Source organism: Bacillus sp. 2205SS5-2 (genome assembly GCF_037024155.1).
Classification (GTDB): Bacteria; Bacillota; Bacilli; order Bacillales; family Bacillaceae_K; genus Bacillus_CI.
Map to the genome: position 1 here is coordinate 12,766 of NZ_JAYKTS010000021.1, position 18,010 is coordinate 30,775.

The following is an 18,010-nucleotide window of genomic DNA, read 5'->3' on the forward strand; positions in this document are numbered from 1 at the left end:
ATGTTTGTATACGAATCTCATCGTTTGTTCATTTCGTGATAAATGATTGACATGATTTCCCAGATGAAACCCCTCGGAAAATACAAGATTGAACTCCATCTCTAAAGATTTTATTTCATACTTTCATGAATTTAAAGGAGGATACAATCTATCTCTACTCATTGAATCATCAAAATTTCCTTAATATCTTCTTCGGTAAGTCCAGATGACGCTTTTTCATCAGGATCAATTAACTCTTCAATGAGATGGCGTTTTTTCTCCTGAAGTTCATTCATCTTCTCTTCAATTGTCCCACTGGCAATAAGTTTAATGACTTGAACGATGTTTCTTTGCCCCATGCGATGGGCACGATCGGCTGCTTGTTCTTCTACAGCCGGATTCCACCATGTGTCGAATAATATCACGGTATCCGCACTAGGCAAATTGAGTCCGGTGCCACCGGCTTTCAACGAAATTAAAAAAACATCTCGTTCACCGACGTTATAACGATGACATAACTCTACACGCTCTTCGGAAGGAGTGGACCCGTCTAAGTAGAAGTAGGGCATTCCTTTGGTGGCCAACTCTCGTCCGATTATTCCTAACATTTTAGTGAATTGGGAAAAAATCAACACCCGCCTACCCGAATTTTTCGCTTCCTCGAGAACATTCATGAGTTGTGTCAATTTTGATGAACCACCTTGATAACCATCCACAAAAAGACCCGGATGACAACAAATTTGGCGTAATCTTGTAATACCAGCCAATATTTTTATGCGATTTTTCGAGAGTGTATCCTTGTCTAAATGCTTCAAGGTATCTTGACGAAGCTTGGCCAAATACGCAGCGTAGAGTTTTTTCTGTTGGGGATAAAGTTCCACATTTTCTCGATATTCCTGCTTTTGCGGCAGCTCAGCAAGTACATCTTCCTTTACTCTTCGAAGCATAAAAGGACGAACTCTGCGTGCAATGGTTCTTCTTGTCAGCTGACTGTATTCTTTTAAACCTAGGAATAATTGTGGAAACACCACATGAAAAATCGACCACAACTCTTCGATTGAATTCTCAACAGGTGTTCCTGTGAGAGCAAAGCGGTGAGTCGCTTGGATTTTTTTGACTGCTCGAGCTGTTTGGGTTACTGGGTTCTTAAATGCTTGCGCTTCGTCGAAAAAAACAGCAGAAAATGTTTGTTTTTCATACCATAAAATATCGCGACGAATAATTGGATACGATGTAATCACTACATCCGCCTGAGCGCTTTCCATCTGTTTGCTTTTCCGCTGAGTAAGGTTGCCATCGAGCACTTTGACTTGAATGTCGGGAGTGAATTTAGCAAATTCATTTCGCCAGTTATATGTTAAAGATGAAGGACAAACAATCAATGCTGGTTTTTTGTCACGACGAATATCGTTTAGAATGGACTGTAGGAAGGTAATGCTTTGCAGTGTTTTACCAAGCCCCATGTCATCAGCCAAAATGCCTCCAAATCCATAATGAGCGATTGTTTTCATCCATTGATAGCCCTGTATTTGATAGTCTCTTAAAATTGGTTTGATCGTTTGTGGAACCTCGAATAACAAACTACCAGGATCACGAATACTGTTAAGAAAGTCACGAAATGATTCCTCTAATGCAAATCCCTCACTAGAATCTACCGTGTCCAATAGCTCTAGACATTGATTCATCGGTAGGTCTAGACCATTTGCTAGACTTTGCTTTTCTATTCCAGGATGGAGAAGAAATCGTTGAATTTCCTCTACCTCCCTCGTTTCAAGCGACAGTAAGGAACCATTTCGCAACCGATAATATTTCCGCTTTTCTTCTAATGCCGAGAGAAGTTGGTGAATCTCTCTTTCGGGAATATCGTCCATTTCAAATTTAAATTCGAGCCAGTTCGTCCGTTCTCGTTTGACTTTTACACGAATTTGCGGGCGGGCATTCCCTCTGAAAATTCGATTTCGAACCGCCGTCGTCGCATAAATCCCGACCAATTTTTGCAGCTTTGGGACGGTGTAAGTCAAAAAGTCATACTCCAATTCTTCATTATGTAAAAAGTAACCGCCCTCCGTCTTCGCGAAAGAGCTCTCTTCCATATAAGACAGAATTTTTTCTTCCTTCTCTACATCGCGGACGACCATTGTACCATTTGGGAGTTCTCTGTTTTCCAATGGATTCAACAAGACATGTTCATATTGAAATTCAAGTCCTGCTAGTAATCGATTTTTCACCCGGTCCAAATAGAGCTTTGCCACCAGTGGCGTTTTCATAAACTGAGTAGTAATACTAGGGGCGATGGTCACTTTCCCTATTTTTTTTAAATCCATCGCTACTTTTTCTAAGAAGAAACTCATCTTTTCTTCTGGGATCCTTATTTCAGTCATCCTAGAATCCTCCAACATCCCCTTAAGTTCGGATAAACGGTCAAATTCCTCCTGCTTTAACAGGTGAAGAGCCCCGTCGTGATAGACCAGATGATAGAGAGTCAACAGCACCATTCTATTTAAACCTGTAATTTTCAGTGTATAGCCATGGTTCTTTCTTTCGGAAAAGTCGAATGCTAAGGGGATAGGTTCTTTCGATATTCGCAAGCCTTGGACTGATTTGCCTTCCATTTCTAGTGTTACATCTGGTGCTTTTGTCAATAAGTTCATTAACTCTTCCCATGATGAGGGTGGAATTAAGAGGGTGGACGGTAAAGAGTCGAGTGTATTCTGATCATCATGATCTGCCATATACAGTTTTTCGTCCTGAATCACGGTCATGAGTTTCCGGAGAATTGCCTCGGTCTCTGATTGAAAACAATGAGCCTTTGGATTGTATAAAAATTCATGTGAAAGCTTGTAGATGCGCCCCGCTTTAATATTGAACAGGAAATCCCGAATGTTTTCTACTTTTGTTGAGTTCATCTTGATGTCAATTCCGAATAAGTGCCGGTCCCCTCCCATCGAATGGACGGAACAGATTAATTCTAGCTCCAGGACTTCTCTCGTTTCAAAGTGGCGCTGATGAGCACTTGAACGGACCCCAGATGGATGAAAAAGCGTCAAAAAGTCCTCCGTTAAATCATTTGAATTCGATTTTCGTTGGATACTATTTAAAGCAATCAGAACAGCAGCTACATGCTGACAGTCTAGGTCGAAGGATGCAAGTTTTGGACAACTACAGCTTGTTTGCAGGTCTTCATTAGAATCCAAGTTGACAGTAACATGAAAATCGTCTGAACCGATGACGGTTGCCTTACAGTGTTGAGTATCGGTCTCCTCGATTTGCACTTTTCCCTGCTTGTAGTAACTCTCTCCGCGTTTGAAGGAAACGGTCCCACATTGGTCGATGATGAGTTTTTGATTAATTTTGATGTTCATGTGATTGGCTCCTTCTCTGGGACAAAGGGAGAGGTACCTTGTCTTATTTTGTAGTCAAACAATTCTATGAAAAACGAATATTTAATTTTGGGATTGAATTTGATTAGGGGTTGATTGATTTTGTATTGGTGTGTTAGGAGGACATTGAAAGAATTATACTCTCAATGCCCTCAAACTTACCAAATATCAATCTCTCAAATTAATTTAGCCGTGTTATTCTGAGAGACATGATTTCATTTTAACATGAAAATTTTAGGGCAAGGCAACCTAACTGTCGTCATGTGCCAAATACTTATCCATACGGATGTCAGACCACATTTTACCTTGCCAATAGGTGAAGTCATTAATACGGCCAATTTCTTGGTAGCCTAACTTTTGATAGAGCTTCTGTGCTTGCTGATTAAATTCGAATACACCTAATTCAATCCGTTGAAGACCTTGCGCCTTTATTTGTTCCTCTAAATACTGTAAAGCTAAGAAACCAATTCCTTTGCCTCTCCCTTCTTTCTCTCCGATTGTAATACCAATCCAGGCCGTTCGAGGCTCTTTTTTAAAAAGATGAGCTGGATCAATCATATAATTCATCTCCCCAATCAGCTTATCGTCTAAATAAATGAGGAAGATTTGATGATGTGCGAGCCGTTTTGATAAATCCTCATGGTTCATAAGCCCACGTCGTTCTAATTCTTCTTTATTTTGATTTGGCCGAGTTAACGGGATTAACAAGGAATCGTTTTCCCACTGGTTTAATGCCGCAATAACTGGAGTGGTTGGTTCGCTTAACTGAATGTATTGAATGTTCACGGAGTGCTCCTTTCAAATGTCAGAGAAAAATTTATACCTTTGTTGAATCATTTTTAGGTAATTTCCAATACATATGTCCTATTGACAAGCTTAGTACTTTCATATTAAAAGGTTTTCATTGTTACGTGTTTTTTTAGGATTCATCTTATTCATTTTGATTGAATGACAATTATAAAATACTGATGATAAACCACTAGTTAATGTGAATAGAATTCACTCAACTTACTCTCACAAGGATAATTTTACCTTAACCCCGCGCTCGACACAATACGAAACGTCCTGAGAAAAATCTCCTAATAACAACCGACAGTAGAAATCCTTATTCCCGCAGAAAGTAACGAGTTAGCAGCAATTTTTTCAGGAGTACAAATATTTTTCCTATTTGCTATTTAATAATAGGACCAAAAAACCGATACTAATACAAGGTATACATTTTCTGTGTTAATACCCATTAATCATTAAGACAGCATAGAGGTGAACAATGAGTAGCGAAGCCGTAACACATATCTTAAATTCAACCACACAAGCCATAAAAACAGTCGTTCCTTTTGAAATTAGTATCGAAAAGCCCACACTATTTAAAGAGATAAATATCCATACTGAACTTGGGGTTATTGTCGGAATCACGGGCGATTTAAAAGGGACGCTTTATTTAACAACCTTAAAACAAACAAGTAATTTCATCGCGGAGAAAATGTATGGGATGTCATTGGACGGTGATATGTTGGTTTCTTTTCAAGGGGAGCTAGCAAACATGATTTCCGGAAATATGAGTCGAATCGTTTATGAAAAAGGGATTGAAATTGATATTACCCCTCCAACGATCGTTGAGGGAAAAGTAGTACCAGCAAAACATAAAATCGCGCTGGAGGTTAATGCCGTTGTCGGAGATTTTGGAAAAATGAAAATTGTGCTTGCCTTAAATGACTAAATAAAAAAGAGGAATCTCTAGAATCTTGAGATTCCTCTTTTTAGTGAGCACGCTAATGAAAACCCCTCTCTTACAGTAAGTCGTTCCATTTCCGAGGAGAAAATTCGAAGTAGCTTTATTAATAGCAGTTTTTTGGAAGGTTTAATAACATCCCTTTTATCATACAAAATCACAATTTGGTATCCAAATAAAGTAATTATTGAAACAAGAATGAATTTTCTGCAAGAGTAAATGGTTTTTTATGTTAAAATAGATGAAAGCTTATTCAACTGACGAGCAGGAATACTTAACAAGAATGAAAAAACAAAAAGTTCAAAAGGGAGATTGGAGATATGTTTGGTTTACTTAATCTTGGAAGCTTTGTGCTTGGACTAATAGCTTGGATACTTCCTATTGTTAATCTAACGAGAGATACAAAACCGGAAAATAAAAATTGGGTTGTTCTTTCAATTATAAGCATCAGTGCTTGCAGTACCTCATTATGTTTTCAGATTCTTTATACCTATCATAAGGTAACGGTTGAAGACTGGGCTGCTCTTATGGACACAATGTATGCTGTGGCGTTCGCTTCAGCAATTCTTCTCATCGTAACTATCGTATTAAATGCAATTACAATGATTGTATTTCGTCAGACAGCTAAGTAGGATATCAAAATTCTAGTTTATGAAAGGGTGTACTTAAAGTAACTGGTGCGATAGTTGAAGAAAAAGAACAACAATAATAATTAAAATACATTGTTAATTTCCATAAGTTGTTCGGATATTGTAGAGAGAAACTCAAAAAACATTTCAACTTACACTTGGTTTAACAATAAAAATCACATACCAATTGACAAGTAAAAACGCTCAGAGAAATTTTATTTCTTTGAGCGTTTTTTTTGTTGTATTATCTTCATTTAAAACATCCCAATAGTTGAACAAGTTAAGTTCCTTCCCCTAAATTTAATAACCAATTACGCAATTTTTCCTTCGGGTAGTATACTTTATTATTTATAATAATGTGCGGAATGTCTGTATGCTCTTGAATAAGAGACTTTGCATCTTCTTTTGAAATACCCATAAAATGATGAACATCATTTTCTTTTAACAGCTCGTGTTCATCATCCTCATTTAAAGAGTCAATAAGATTTTTTGCATTTGGGTTTTTGAAATTTTTCAGTCCATCTCCAATAAAGTATCCTGCGGCTGCAATTCCTGTGGCTATCAAAATAAAATCCCATTCCATTATTTTGCCCCCTAAATTTAACTGTTCATTTTATCCACGATTTAATACCAAGAATGGCTTTAATATTCCTTGCTTTAAGCAATCAACTTCATAATTTCAAAACTTATTTTAACATAAAATTAGAAATAACCTCTCTTCGATTTAAATAAATATCGAAATTAGCATGACATTTAACAACCCAAATACCAAGATGACAATAGTTCTTGTCAATATGTGAATTAAATTGTGATTTTGTATGATAATTTACTTATTAATATTCAATAAATGCTTATATATATGGAAAAAGAAGAGACCAGAACATCTACGATTTGGTCTGCTAATTAGTATGATATTTAGTATGTTTCTCCACAAAAACTGAACTACTTATAATTTTTAACAATGCCTTTAATATTATGGGAGATAGAAATTGTCATTGTACCTCCAAACCTTTTAACATAAGTCCCTAATTATTTTTATTCTCAGCAGCCGCAAATTTTGCTAGACTACTATTATCATTATTGAAAAAACGAATAAAGGTTGTGTCCTACATGGAGTGTTTAGGTTGTAAATTAGCGAATCAAAAAGAACTCATTCACCTTGTTTTTGAGGATGAATATGTCAGTTGTTTCTTAGACCACGAACCATTTAACGAAGGTCATGTATTGATTTTGCCAAAGCAACATATTTATGATGCAGAAGAGCTTGATGAATATACTTCAAAAGCTATAATGGATGCCTCTATCCTCCTATCCAAAGCTATTAAAAAAATTTGGAGTCCAGATGGAGTCACTATCTGCCAAAACGGTGGAATATTTAATGAATTAACGCATTATCATATGCATGTAGTACCGAGATATAAGCATCAATCATTCGCTAGCTTCTATGAAGAATCAGAAATTTGTATAGAGCCGGTTTCGAAGTTAATTGAGACTAAGATAATTCTATTAAATGCCATTCATGAAATTCTTGCTTAGATACTTTAGTGAAGTCTCCTATTGAATGGACCATCGAACGGGTTATTAAAAGAAATTGCTATTTAGAAGGTGTTCGCTAAGTAAAGTAGTTTCATTCTAAGGATGTACTCATGAGAAAAACCGTTCAACAGCTCAAAGCGTCCTTTCATTGAGGTGGCAATTGGAATAAACACCATAACTTTGCCTATACTTTTATTATTCATGATAAAAACGAAAGTTATATTTAAGGACGATATTGATTTTCAAAAAAAGAATGTCTTAGCAAAAGTTGAAACCGACTCAAATAATGGTCGAGGTAGTTTGTGGCCTCGACACAAAACCGAATGATTTAGCCTTTCATGCTGACTGAAATAACTTTTCACATTCTGAATATACTCCTTTGACACTTTTCTTGCCATCTGAGTTCAATCTATCATGTTCATTCCTTTTTCATTTGCGTAGGTCATAAATGCCCGCTACGCATCAGTTCAAAGGACGTTCAAAAGAAGGTTTAGAGCGATTAACTTCATCTACTCGTGTTCTTACAATTCGCTATTGTTCAACCACTACCTAGTCCGTAAACTTTTGCCGGTTTCTTGCCAAAAGAACAGAGAAATGTTCTTTACTGATGAATCGTTGTGATGATGCACCGAGGCGTTAACGAACTTTTCAACTATCCACCAAACGTTTCCCCTTTTCACAGTACAAGAAGGGTGTTGAATAAATGTTGATTGTCTGATCTAATATGAATCAGTTAGAAGACCTTATCTTCAAGATAATTCCATCTTTTCTCCCAAATTTCCATAAACACTTATGTTGATTAACATCCTTTTACTTGTATAATCCTTTTTCCATCGAGCGAGGATTTAAAAACTGAAACCAGTTAAGTCACACTCCCATAATGACGACAAGTAGAGCCATTCAAAATAATTCACTTTATATATGTGATTGTAAATTATCAGAAAATTACGGAGATGACTTTGGTTATGTTGCCGAAGAAGTTGTAAAAATCGACTTCTTTCTTTCAATCAGTTTTATGTACATTTCCCCGTTTAAAATTCCATATTATCTTTGCAATGACTAATTGCTCTGCTTCATCATTTTCAGAACCTTTTTTGTTTATGGTATATAATAGGGCTGATAATTGCAATAACTGTGAATGTGGATTGGTGATTAGTAATTAATCCAAAACTCTGTCCATTGGCAGATGAATCCCTAGATTAATAGACTATTATCGAAAAATAGGACACTCCAAACTACATGGAATGTCCTAACCTTATTGCACAATCGTCCCCGATTAATGAATAATTGAAATCGAGGTAAATTGTAAGAGGAGACTCGATTAAAGCTCCCGTTAGCCCAATAATCACTCCAATTTATATTCCATATTTTACAAGCAGAAAACTACTTATCCAAACTGCAATTGTAATTTTGGTTGTTAGATACATGGAAAATTCAAATGTTGATAGTTTTCTTTCTCGCTTCGTTTTTTTCATCTGTCTAACATAAAAAATGAACATAAAAGAAGTATTGCCATTGATAATCCGTATATGTTTTCCAAGATGTTAATCAATTGAATACTCTCCTCTGCCAGAGAAATAAAATGTCATACCCTCTTCAAAATTAGCCTCAGTTATTTAAATTTCACCTTTTACAAAAGGAGAAAATACAGAATACCACGACCAAAAAAACACTATCCAAAAAGTAAGAGAGCTAATTCGTGCATTCAGTAATAGACTTTTTTTTGACAATATATAAACTCTAAACAAGGTATATAAACAAAACAATATAAAAGTGAGACCAAAAACAACAACACCCAAATTACCTATATAAGAAATGCCAGAGCTTTCATATATCCTACTAAATACCTTTTCTGCAAGAACAAAACCAATAAACAAAAAGATTACTATTTCAACAAATGTAATGACGTACCCTTTCCAATGAACCAAAATATCATTCCCTTTCCCCTAGTGATTTTAAAAAAATGCGATAGTAATGGTTGAAATAACTGCCTCGTTAGTTTTTTCCATTTTCTTTTTTAGTATATCAGTGATTTTCTTTACTTCTCAATCTGACCCTTTCGTATTGAAAAAACTGCAATTATCTGTTCAGTTAGGATAATGTTCAATCGGAATATGTTTATAGTAGTCAAAAAAACATGGTTCTCTTTTGTAACATTTTACCTAAACAACCAATTTCACCCATAAAAACCAATTAAATTTAGTAAAAATACACCTATAAAAGTGACAGCTAATCCAGCAGTCATAGCAATACTAGTTGTTTTCCATTTCTTTGTATTAAACCAAACCGCAGTTGCTCCAACAACAGAAAAAATTAGGCCAAAAAAGATGGAGGCGTAGGGGGTAGTCGGCGCAATCCAATCATACCAATTAAGAAAATCCATTTTAACTTCTCCTTTCGTTTTGAGAGAAATATTTTTAAGCAAGCTAGATGCTACCTAAATAATTTTTCACGAATTAGTCCTTTCCTCCGCTCCATATTTATTATGGCTAGGAGAAAAAACTGATTGCTTTGTGGCCACTTTATTTACCCTTTCAATAATTATTTCGTCGCGCTATTACCAAATAAAAATTGAGTTCATTTTTCATTAATCTAGTGCTTAAATTATTTGTGAGAATGATTTTTTTCTATCCGTTAGTAGCATAGTTCAGAAAAACTGTGAATAATACAGGTTTACCATTTCATTTCCATAAAAACTAATGAAAATAGTTCTCTTAATCAATAATATATGTTAATTTACTTTTTCTTCTTTTTTCCACATTTTATAGTGATAAATTAGTTGAAGAAACCAAGCCAATTGAATAAATACAATTAATGATATAATTAGCGATAACCTTATATCTATAAGATTGTAAATTATTGCAAGACAAATAATATTAATTGGCAAGGTATATATCGTTCGTATCATTTTTTTTCTGTGAGTTAATTTGAAGAAATTCATCACAAAGCCTTTATCGACCTTTTCCTTGCCTTTAAAGATTATTGACATCATAAGACTAAATAGCAGGACAATTGTAGCTGAAATTACCAAACTATAGATAACTCTTTCTAATTCTGGCATATTATCACCTCTTCACTTTTTTGAATATTTAATTTTTTACTTCTCTCCTGTTGGACAGGGAATATCCATTAATAAGATAGTCCTCTCCCTTTTTGAGAAAAGCTCCATAAGAGGAAGAAAAAGTACACTAGATTAGTGCTTAACATCTCTCTCTATCCCTAATTAATCTTCGGCTGATGTTGACCAGAACCCTTTGGCTAACCAAGATAGTATGGATAAAATAGGAATTCCATAACTCTCATGATCTTAATAGCTAATTCCTTCTCCCAGCATAAAAGTACACTAATACTACTGATACGAAATAGCACGTAAGGAGGTTTCAAAATATTTCGATTCTTCATTCTATCCTAAACATATTTATTAGGCTCTTTTCGCAAGACTTGTTGCATCCGAACCAGTCTATAATCAGTGATATAGCTTTACTTCGGGGCTTCTTTTCGTCTATTTTGGATGAATATTTGTGCTTTGTGTAAAAAATAGCTCTTTGTTTTTTAGATGTAGAGATTGGTGCATTTTCTTTTCAGAAGGAGGTATAGTAAATTGAACTAAAAATTATTGTGACAAATGTTTTAAAGGGTTTTTGTGGAGCCGGTTGAAAATGCCCGATGCCAAGTGCTCATTCCTGAAGAATATAAAGTTATTTTCAAGATAAAACAGAGTTTGATCTTTCGTTTGACTATGAAGTGGTTCAAGAATATCCGAGCTCTGAAATTATTACCTTTGGTAGCAATGTATCAGAGCAGGTGCTGGATATTACTCGAAATTAGGCTGGCAGCACGATGCGCTTTTTTGAAATTGAACGACGAACACTCCCTTATCCCATCAAAAAAATAAACAACCTTCTTCAAGATGAAGCTGGCAAAGTTCAGCTTGCACCCTTCTCTGATGAAAAAGTACTTCGGTCAGAACAAATATGCGTGAATTTAAATACCGGGAAATTCTCATAGACAATGAAGCAAGAGCAAGAACGCATTGTTTACCCTAATGAGCGGATCTACACCTATCCTCTAGCTGGAGAATTCAATATTGTTCATCGGTATGAATTCGCTTTTCAACAAATCGAACGAAGTCCGGAAAGTGAAAGCAGATAACACATCCAAGAGACCCCAATGAAAAAGGAACTAGAAAGGGTTGACTCTTATTACCGGGAATTGCTACTTGGGATACCGGCTTATTTTAGTTTAATAGATTACTTGTCTTTTCAGAGAAGCTTCTCTTGTAATACCCTTATATAATTTTTATTTCGAGATAATTACTAGTCTTTTTGTATATGGCTCTTTTCGTATACCTTGTGGCTTTGTCACCTGATTTTCGACTAAATCCTCCATTTCATTGTTGATTTCTATCAAAAACAAACGGATCTAGCTGCAGTGGCTTGTGGCTCGGGGTCAAATGAAGAACCCTCCAGCGATGCAGGCATCACCTCCGAGTTCTTCATTTGCCTGACGTCGCAGGGCAGCCACTTCCGCTTTTCGTAAATGATGCCCGAAACAAAGTTATATCACAGATGATTAACTGATACGAAAAGCCACAATCTTTGCGAAAACAGCTTTGTATATAAATGTTTTTTACATTCTTATTTGATAAAAACTGTCCAAGAATTAAAATAAGATATATTCAAACAATTTATCATCTTTTTTCTGTTAAGTTTGTCCATTATAAAATCAAGCAACTAATTCAAGCCAAACTCTGTTGATTCATACAATGATATAATCATCAAAAGCTATTCAGCAACCTCAGGGTCAAATATTTTAACTAAATATCAAAAAATCATGTAAACTGGATGAATGGCAATAAAAAATCACGGAAAGATATACTTAATTTCCGTGATTTCATAACTTATTCAATTGAAACTATTATTACTACTATCTTCTTGAGTACACTAAAAGAGGTAAGCCTTCTTCAATTGTATACTTATCAAGATGTAGCTTTACCGTAGGTCTATCACTAAAGAATAGAGGTCTACCTCCACCTAAGATAATAGGTACCATTCCTACATGAAATTCATCCACAACATCTTCTTTCATAAAATTATCCGTTAACCCACTGCCTCCAAATAGCCAGATATCTTTTCCATCTTCTTTTTGCAATGCTTGTACATAGCCGACAATGTCATTGTTAACAAATTCAACATTGTCATAGTTCTCCATTTCCCTAGATGTTGCCACGATAATTTTTTTATCTGGATAATCTTCAATTCCGATATCTTCATAAGATTTGCTGCCCATGACTACAATATCAATACTTTCAATAAATTTTGGAAAATTATGTGTTTCTGCGGTATTTAGTGATTTATCTCCATCTCCTTCGATCCATTCATAACCACCTTTTTCATCCACGATATAGCCATCTAAGCTCATCGCTAAATTAAGAATTATTTTTCTCATCATGTTTCCTCCATTCAAAATTAATTTATAATGATTCTTAACTATATAATTATCTTAAACCACACAGTAACTTTATGATCAAGCGTTTTTTCTAAATTTCTAAAAATGCTCCTGTATATATAGAATTAAAGGTTTTTAAGAACATTTGTTCAATCTCTGTAGGTAACAAACAATACTTACTGGGAGGAGGAGTGAAGGTGAAATACAACCAAATAAAAAACAGAAACGAAAAGATTCAAGAAATAAAAGCTGAGATGCATGGTTTGAGAGATCTACGAATGTTCAAACGCTATCAAGACATATTAATGCACTTGAAGGGGCGCAGTTATGTCGAAATCGCGGAGTTTTCAGGGTGTACGCTCCAGACTGAATACAATTATGTTCGTACTTATAAAACGAAAGGGTATGAGCCCGGAGCAATACCGAACTTATCCCCTCTCGTTTTGCTAATGATAGTGTGTAACTTAGTGAATTCAGATCAAATTTGTTGCAAATAATTGGTTACACGGGTCAAAAGATAACCACGTATTATAACCTCGGATCAATCCCTTTCTCCTGCTTCACTTCAAACAATATATTGCTAACAATTTGTTGGTAGGCTTCTGCTTTTTGCTTCATGTCCTTCGAAGAATACGACAGCATTTCTTGACCTAACTCATATTCTTTGATCGACGCTCTTAGCTTGGTTTTTGTGTTTTTTTGCTTGATCAGCTTGGCGTACTTGGCTGGAAATCGATAATCATAGCCGTACACAATACTTAAATATTCTTCATTCCGAACTTTCATGTACGGAGCAACGCCGGATTTTAGAACTTCGGGTTTTAGGACGACTCCCTCCATCCGCTTCTCTGTGGTTACTTGCTGAAAATAGTCCTCCGCTCTTTCTATATAGTCTGATTCAGAAAAATCAATCACGACATATTCATCCGTTGAGACGAACGAAAAAAGTTCAGAAGTCGACTGAGACGGAATTTCTTCTTCGCCATTTTCGTAAATGATTTTCAGTAACGTAAACGGCTTATATTTCAGTGCTTCCTCTTGTCCATACCGTTCAATTTGTTCATGAAATACCTCATGTGCACGCAAATGCTCTTCAAGAGGCACAACCTTCTTCCCCGCGACAGTAACTTGTTTAAATACTTGATACGTCGCATTTCCGTATTTTTCGATCAGCTGTTTCTTGCTCATTTGCTGTTGATCTTTTTTATACGTTGTCGCTTCATAGCGATCTTTCAAGTACTGTAACTGTTGAGAGAATCCATGCTTCTGTAAATACGCAAGTTCCTTCTCTAAAGCGACATCAATGCTTCTAAACTGGCGCTGAATTAACCCAGATCCGAGCGCACTCCAAGGTAACAACTCGCCGTCCAGAATCAATCGTTTTATTTTATTTTCTTTCATAAATGGAGAAAACTTTTTCAATAACTCTTCAAAAACTGATGTAAGTTCAAGGTCTTTGATTTTATACCCATTTCGGCTAATGGCGTAACACCCTGCAAGCTCCTGAGATAAATACAGATTGCAACGAGACCCCATATATTTTGGTTGCAGAACGACCTTGTGTACACCTTGTTTTTTAAAATACCTTAGCCCTTGACGCAAGGATTCTAATTCATTATGCTCCACATCTTTATCTGCTGGAGCCATTGTTCCAGAAATAAAATTCACTTTATGCTGCAGTGTATAGGCTAAGCGCTTCCGATCACTCTCATCCAACTCGCCCATATTTACTTCTGCTTTTTTACGTTTTATCAAACTCGGTAACGCTTCTTCTGTAAATCTTCCGTTTCCCAACGACTTCTGTGATTTAAAATAAGGTCTGCCTGCATTCAGCGTAACCGAAGAAAGCTGATTGCCATGTACACACCCTGTATCAATTGCCATTTTATTTTTCGTCTTCCATACCTCTTTCAAGGCCACATGCCCGAACAGATGGTAAGGATGATTACCAATGGCTTCTTTCTCAACAAACTGCAGTTGCTCCTGAACAGGTTTCGTGCGGTCCAGTGCAAATTTCCGCTGCTTTTTCCGAGATGTTCCATCGAGCTTGCCGATGTATTTCGTTGAACACGGCGCATGCGTAAGGTAGAATGATGACGTATTTCCTCCGACAAATCGGTAAAAATCCTTTGACAAAGAGACAAGTTCCTGAAATTTATCATTCAACTCAGCATCTGCGATTAACACAGGAATCGAATCGAAAAAATTTCGTAGTAAGTCTGAATCAACTTGTTTTTTGTCAATGTTTCCAAGCAAATAGTTCGACACGAAATTTTCATGATTTCCTTTTACAAAATAAAACCACTTTTGATTTGTATACAAGAATTCAATAATCCCACTAGTATTCGCGCCTTTGTCAATCCAATCACCAATGAGCACGACTCGTTGATTTTTGGTAATTTCAGTAGCTTCCATTATATTTCCTTCGATTGAAAAACCATGCTTTCGAAGCAATTCTTTCAGCTCATCTACCTTCTCATGAACATCCCCAATGACAATATATTGATACTTTTTTGGCAGGAAATGTTCTTTGTATATCGCCTGATCCGCAATCTCTACGATATAATTCGGATTCGGACTTTGGCGGTCTACATCATAAAAATCCTTTTCGCGAACTTTATGAATTCGTTTATACGTTGACCGGGACAGTTGCTTTAATACTTCTCGTTTTAACCGCGTCAAATGATTGGTAATGATTCTTTTAGAACAATCAGAAGAATAATAGTCCTCTCGTTGCTTGTAATCGAAGACGATTGCTTCGACGTTATAACGATGCTCCTTGGAAATCTGCAGTACTTTTTCACGAAAATCCTCGGATAAACCAATCGTATCAAGTACTACAAAATCTGCATTGATTGGAAAAGAAGTGACGGCTTTCAATTGTTCAAACAAGATGTGAAATGCCTGTCCACTGCTTTCGAGCATAATAGAATCATGTTTATGATAGTCATACCCTAAGAGGTTTTGCCGTATATCATCAGAAGAAATATACTGTACATTGGAACGATACCCTGTTTCTGCATCGAAGTCTTGGAGCTGTGGAAGAAGAATTTGTTTGGCAAACGTCGTTTTTCCTGATTCGGTTGGACCCACTAACAGAAAAATGGTATGAATATTCGTTGTAAGCTTCATGTTTTTTCACCTCGTGCTTTCACTAAAACTCCTTGTGTAGTTGAAATTCCGTTCACTTTATCTCCAATCGCTAAAAACTCCAGATCCACGCCATAGTTTTGTAATATGGTGTTCATCCACGCTTGAAATTCCTCCGACCCCATTTCCCAATCATGATCATGGTGACGGTAGTCGTCTAACACATAAAATTGGTTGAAATCGTGATTGGGAGTCGTAATTATTAATGAATCAAACTGAATTGATTTCAGAATCGATTGGATTAATGATGCGGCTTTTTCTTTGGGCATATGCTCTATCACTTCTGACACAATCACATCCACCACTTCGCCGTTATACACTTCGAGAAACGATGCTAATGAAGCGTAGGGGTAAACATTTTCGCAATCATTTTTATCAAGCTTGACTTGCAGGGTCCCCAATACCTCTTTATCTATATCAATAGCATAATAGTCGTTGTCTCCAATTTTTCGGGAAAATGGAACGGCATAATAGCCTTCACCACAGCCAATATCAATGATGGATTTCGAAAACGGCAATAAGCCTTCTACAAAAGATCGGCGCTGATAGGCCGTGTTTCCGAAAGCAAACTGAATCTCGTACCGATCCGATTGCTCCAGCTCGCCGTGATACTGTTGAAATAGCTTCTTACTGAATAAGGCCTTTTGAACAAAAAGATAGCGAATAAAATAGGGTGCATCTAGTGCCTTCATCTGTGATAGATACTTTTCAATTAACTTCCCAGATACATCCACATACTCCTTGCCAGTTAGAGCTAAAAACAACAACAGCAAATTGGCAACATTCAGTAGATCATATAAACCCTTTTCAGTTACTATTTTCAAAGCATAATTTTTATGAACCTCATGATGAATATCAAATACATATCCGGCAAAATAGTTGCTAAATAATTCGATATAATGCGCATGTTCGATATGTATAAACGGAATATAAAGCTCATGCGTGTACCCATTTACATCCTGCTCTTGCCGTTCCTTCTGCGCAGATGAAAGAAATTCACTCAGTGCATTCATTGGAAACAGTGCCGTATTATAGCGAGAAACATTTAAATATTCAAATGTTTCTTCTATATTCTCTTGATACGAAATCTCATTATCGGCATCCTTGAAATAAATATTGTAGGTCTGTTCATCTGAATACCAACCATGAGCCAACCCTTTACGGATTGGTTTTATAATCATTCCACTGTCTGGATTCTTTTTGATAAGATACGAAAAATGCGGATTCGTAGACTTCACTTGTAATATTGCCAATGGTTATCACCCCTATCGGAAATTGCACCTAGGGCAACCATAGGGACAGTCCCTCTGGTTCGCTACCAAGGGGACTGTCCCTATGGTTACACCTATGGTTACTTTTTATACACGCCAAATTTAATCAGATCAATATAATCATCTATTTCAGCGATCATTAATTTTTGAAGATTCTCAAAGCTGGCTTCATTTGTTTTGAATAATGCAGTGTATTTAGTCGACACTTGCTGAAGAGCCAGAGTCGATAATTGAATAACTTTATCTGGGTCAACGAATTCCCTAAGAAGAGATTTATCGAGCATTTTACTTAAAAAATCTTCACTATAATCGTCTACATTTTGTTGAAGCAATTTTTTCATATCTTCTTCCATTCCAGCAGGTGGCTGCAAAAGGGCGATTGAAGCTAATTTCATCTCCTGTTCATATTGTAAACTAACCCGTTGTTTGATCAACACGACTTCCTTCATTCGCTCAAAAAAATCCTCTGATTGAACTTGTTTAACAGCTTCCATGATCTGATCGCCAATGAATGTTCGCAGGTAATTTACTACATACAAATAGAGATTCTTTTTATTTTTAAAATAATGAAAGAGGATTCCTTTGGAGATTCCAGCACGATTTGTAATTCTGTCTGTCGATGTTTTTTCGAAACCATTTTTAGCGAATTCTTCAATACAAACAGAAAGAATATGTTCCTTCTTATCTTGAGCTAGTTTTTCAAAAGCAGAATACAATGTGTACACCTCAGTAAAATTATTTCATTCTTTTAGGCTGTTTTCGCAAAGATTGTTGCTTTTCGAACCAGTCTATAAACTGTGATATAGCTTTGTTTCGGGCATCATTTCGTATATATTTGATGGAAATCAACGTGAAATGGGAGATTTAATCAAAAATCAGGTGAAATAG

The 18,010-nt window shown here is 36.1% G+C and carries 14 protein-coding genes and 1 pseudogene; 5 read left to right on the forward strand and 10 right to left on the reverse strand.

All coding sequences use genetic code 11. The features are described 5' to 3' along the window. Positions 1–158 precede the first annotated feature (158 nt). Both U8D43_RS14040 and U8D43_RS14045 read right to left on the reverse strand, forming a co-directional pair. The gene (locus tag U8D43_RS14040) at positions 159–3,341 is read right to left on the reverse strand and encodes a DEAD/DEAH box helicase (RefSeq protein WP_335871812.1); all 3,183 of its coding nucleotides are present in this window, start codon (positions 3,339–3,341) and stop codon (positions 159–161) included. A 267-nt stretch (positions 3,342–3,608) separates the two neighbouring features. Then, positions 3,609–4,145, reverse strand: coding sequence for a GNAT family N-acetyltransferase (locus U8D43_RS14045; protein WP_335871813.1), 537 nt, complete (start codon positions 4,143–4,145; stop codon positions 3,609–3,611). Between the two features lie 481 nt (positions 4,146–4,626). Between U8D43_RS14045 and U8D43_RS14050 the strand changes: the two genes are divergently transcribed. Continuing rightward, positions 4,627–5,076 (forward strand): chemotaxis protein CheX, encoded by a 450-nt coding sequence (locus tag U8D43_RS14050; protein ID WP_335871814.1) that lies wholly within the window; start codon positions 4,627–4,629, stop codon positions 5,074–5,076. 332 nt (positions 5,077–5,408) lie between these two features. Then, positions 5,409–5,720 carry a hypothetical protein gene (locus U8D43_RS14055; protein WP_335871815.1) on the forward strand — a complete coding sequence of 104 codons (312 nt, stop codon included), beginning with the start codon at positions 5,409–5,411 and terminating at the stop codon, positions 5,718–5,720. Between the two features lie 277 nt (positions 5,721–5,997). Here the strand turns inward: U8D43_RS14055 and U8D43_RS14060 are convergent, their stop codons facing one another. Next, on the reverse strand, positions 5,998–6,300 hold the full coding sequence (locus U8D43_RS14060; RefSeq protein ID WP_335871816.1) for a DNA-binding protein: 303 nt from the start codon (positions 6,298–6,300) through the stop codon (positions 5,998–6,000). Between the two features lie 527 nt (positions 6,301–6,827). Here U8D43_RS14060 and U8D43_RS14065 point away from each other — a divergent pair. Then, positions 6,828–7,253: an HIT family protein gene (locus U8D43_RS14065; protein WP_335871817.1), complete on the forward strand. Its 426-nt coding sequence runs from the start codon at positions 6,828–6,830 to the stop codon at positions 7,251–7,253. Between the two features lie 1,355 nt (positions 7,254–8,608). Here U8D43_RS14065 and U8D43_RS14070 read toward each other — a convergent pair. From U8D43_RS14070 to U8D43_RS14080, 3 genes and pseudogenes are all read right to left on the reverse strand, one after another. Further along, positions 8,609–8,826, reverse strand: a pseudogene (locus U8D43_RS14070) (hypothetical protein). 603 nt (positions 8,827–9,429) lie between these two features. Beyond that, positions 9,430–9,636, reverse strand: a complete 207-nt coding sequence (locus U8D43_RS14075) for a hypothetical protein (RefSeq protein WP_335871818.1) — start codon at positions 9,634–9,636, stop codon at positions 9,430–9,432. A gap of 348 nt (positions 9,637–9,984) precedes the next feature. After that, positions 9,985–10,314, reverse strand: a complete 330-nt coding sequence (locus U8D43_RS14080) for a hypothetical protein (protein WP_335871819.1) — start codon at positions 10,312–10,314, stop codon at positions 9,985–9,987. A 950-nt stretch (positions 10,315–11,264) separates the two neighbouring features. Between U8D43_RS14080 and U8D43_RS14085 the strand changes: the two genes are divergently transcribed. Further along, positions 11,265–11,405: a hypothetical protein gene (locus U8D43_RS14085; RefSeq protein ID WP_335871820.1), complete on the forward strand. Its 141-nt coding sequence runs from the start codon at positions 11,265–11,267 to the stop codon at positions 11,403–11,405. A 774-nt stretch (positions 11,406–12,179) separates the two neighbouring features. Here U8D43_RS14085 and U8D43_RS14090 read toward each other — a convergent pair. After that, the gene (locus tag U8D43_RS14090) at positions 12,180–12,701 is read right to left on the reverse strand and encodes a dihydrofolate reductase family protein (protein ID WP_335871821.1); all 522 of its coding nucleotides are present in this window, start codon (positions 12,699–12,701) and stop codon (positions 12,180–12,182) included. Between the two features lie 197 nt (positions 12,702–12,898). On the opposite strand from U8D43_RS14090, the gene U8D43_RS14095 reads away from it, so the two are divergent. Then, a complete protein-coding gene (locus U8D43_RS14095; RefSeq protein WP_335871822.1) occupies positions 12,899–13,198 on the forward strand; it encodes a helix-turn-helix domain-containing protein in 300 nt (99 codons plus the stop codon). A gap of 31 nt (positions 13,199–13,229) precedes the next feature. Here U8D43_RS14095 and U8D43_RS14100 read toward each other — a convergent pair whose 3' ends face one another. The 3 genes from U8D43_RS14100 to U8D43_RS14110 all read right to left on the reverse strand — a co-directional run bounded on the left by U8D43_RS14100 (position 13,230) and on the right by U8D43_RS14110 (position 17,838). After that, positions 13,230–15,833 carry a metallophosphoesterase gene (locus U8D43_RS14100; RefSeq protein ID WP_335871823.1) on the reverse strand — a complete coding sequence of 868 codons (2,604 nt, stop codon included), beginning with the start codon at positions 15,831–15,833 and terminating at the stop codon, positions 13,230–13,232. Then, positions 15,830–17,104, reverse strand: coding sequence for a methyltransferase domain-containing protein (locus tag U8D43_RS14105; protein WP_335871824.1), 1,275 nt, complete (start codon positions 17,102–17,104; stop codon positions 15,830–15,832). Before U8D43_RS14105 ends, U8D43_RS14100 begins: the two co-directional genes overlap by 4 nt. Positions 17,105–17,202: 98 nt before the next feature. Further along, positions 17,203–17,838: a TetR/AcrR family transcriptional regulator gene (locus U8D43_RS14110; protein WP_335871825.1), complete on the reverse strand. Its 636-nt coding sequence runs from the start codon at positions 17,836–17,838 to the stop codon at positions 17,203–17,205. Between the last annotated feature and the right edge of the window lie 172 nt (positions 17,839–18,010).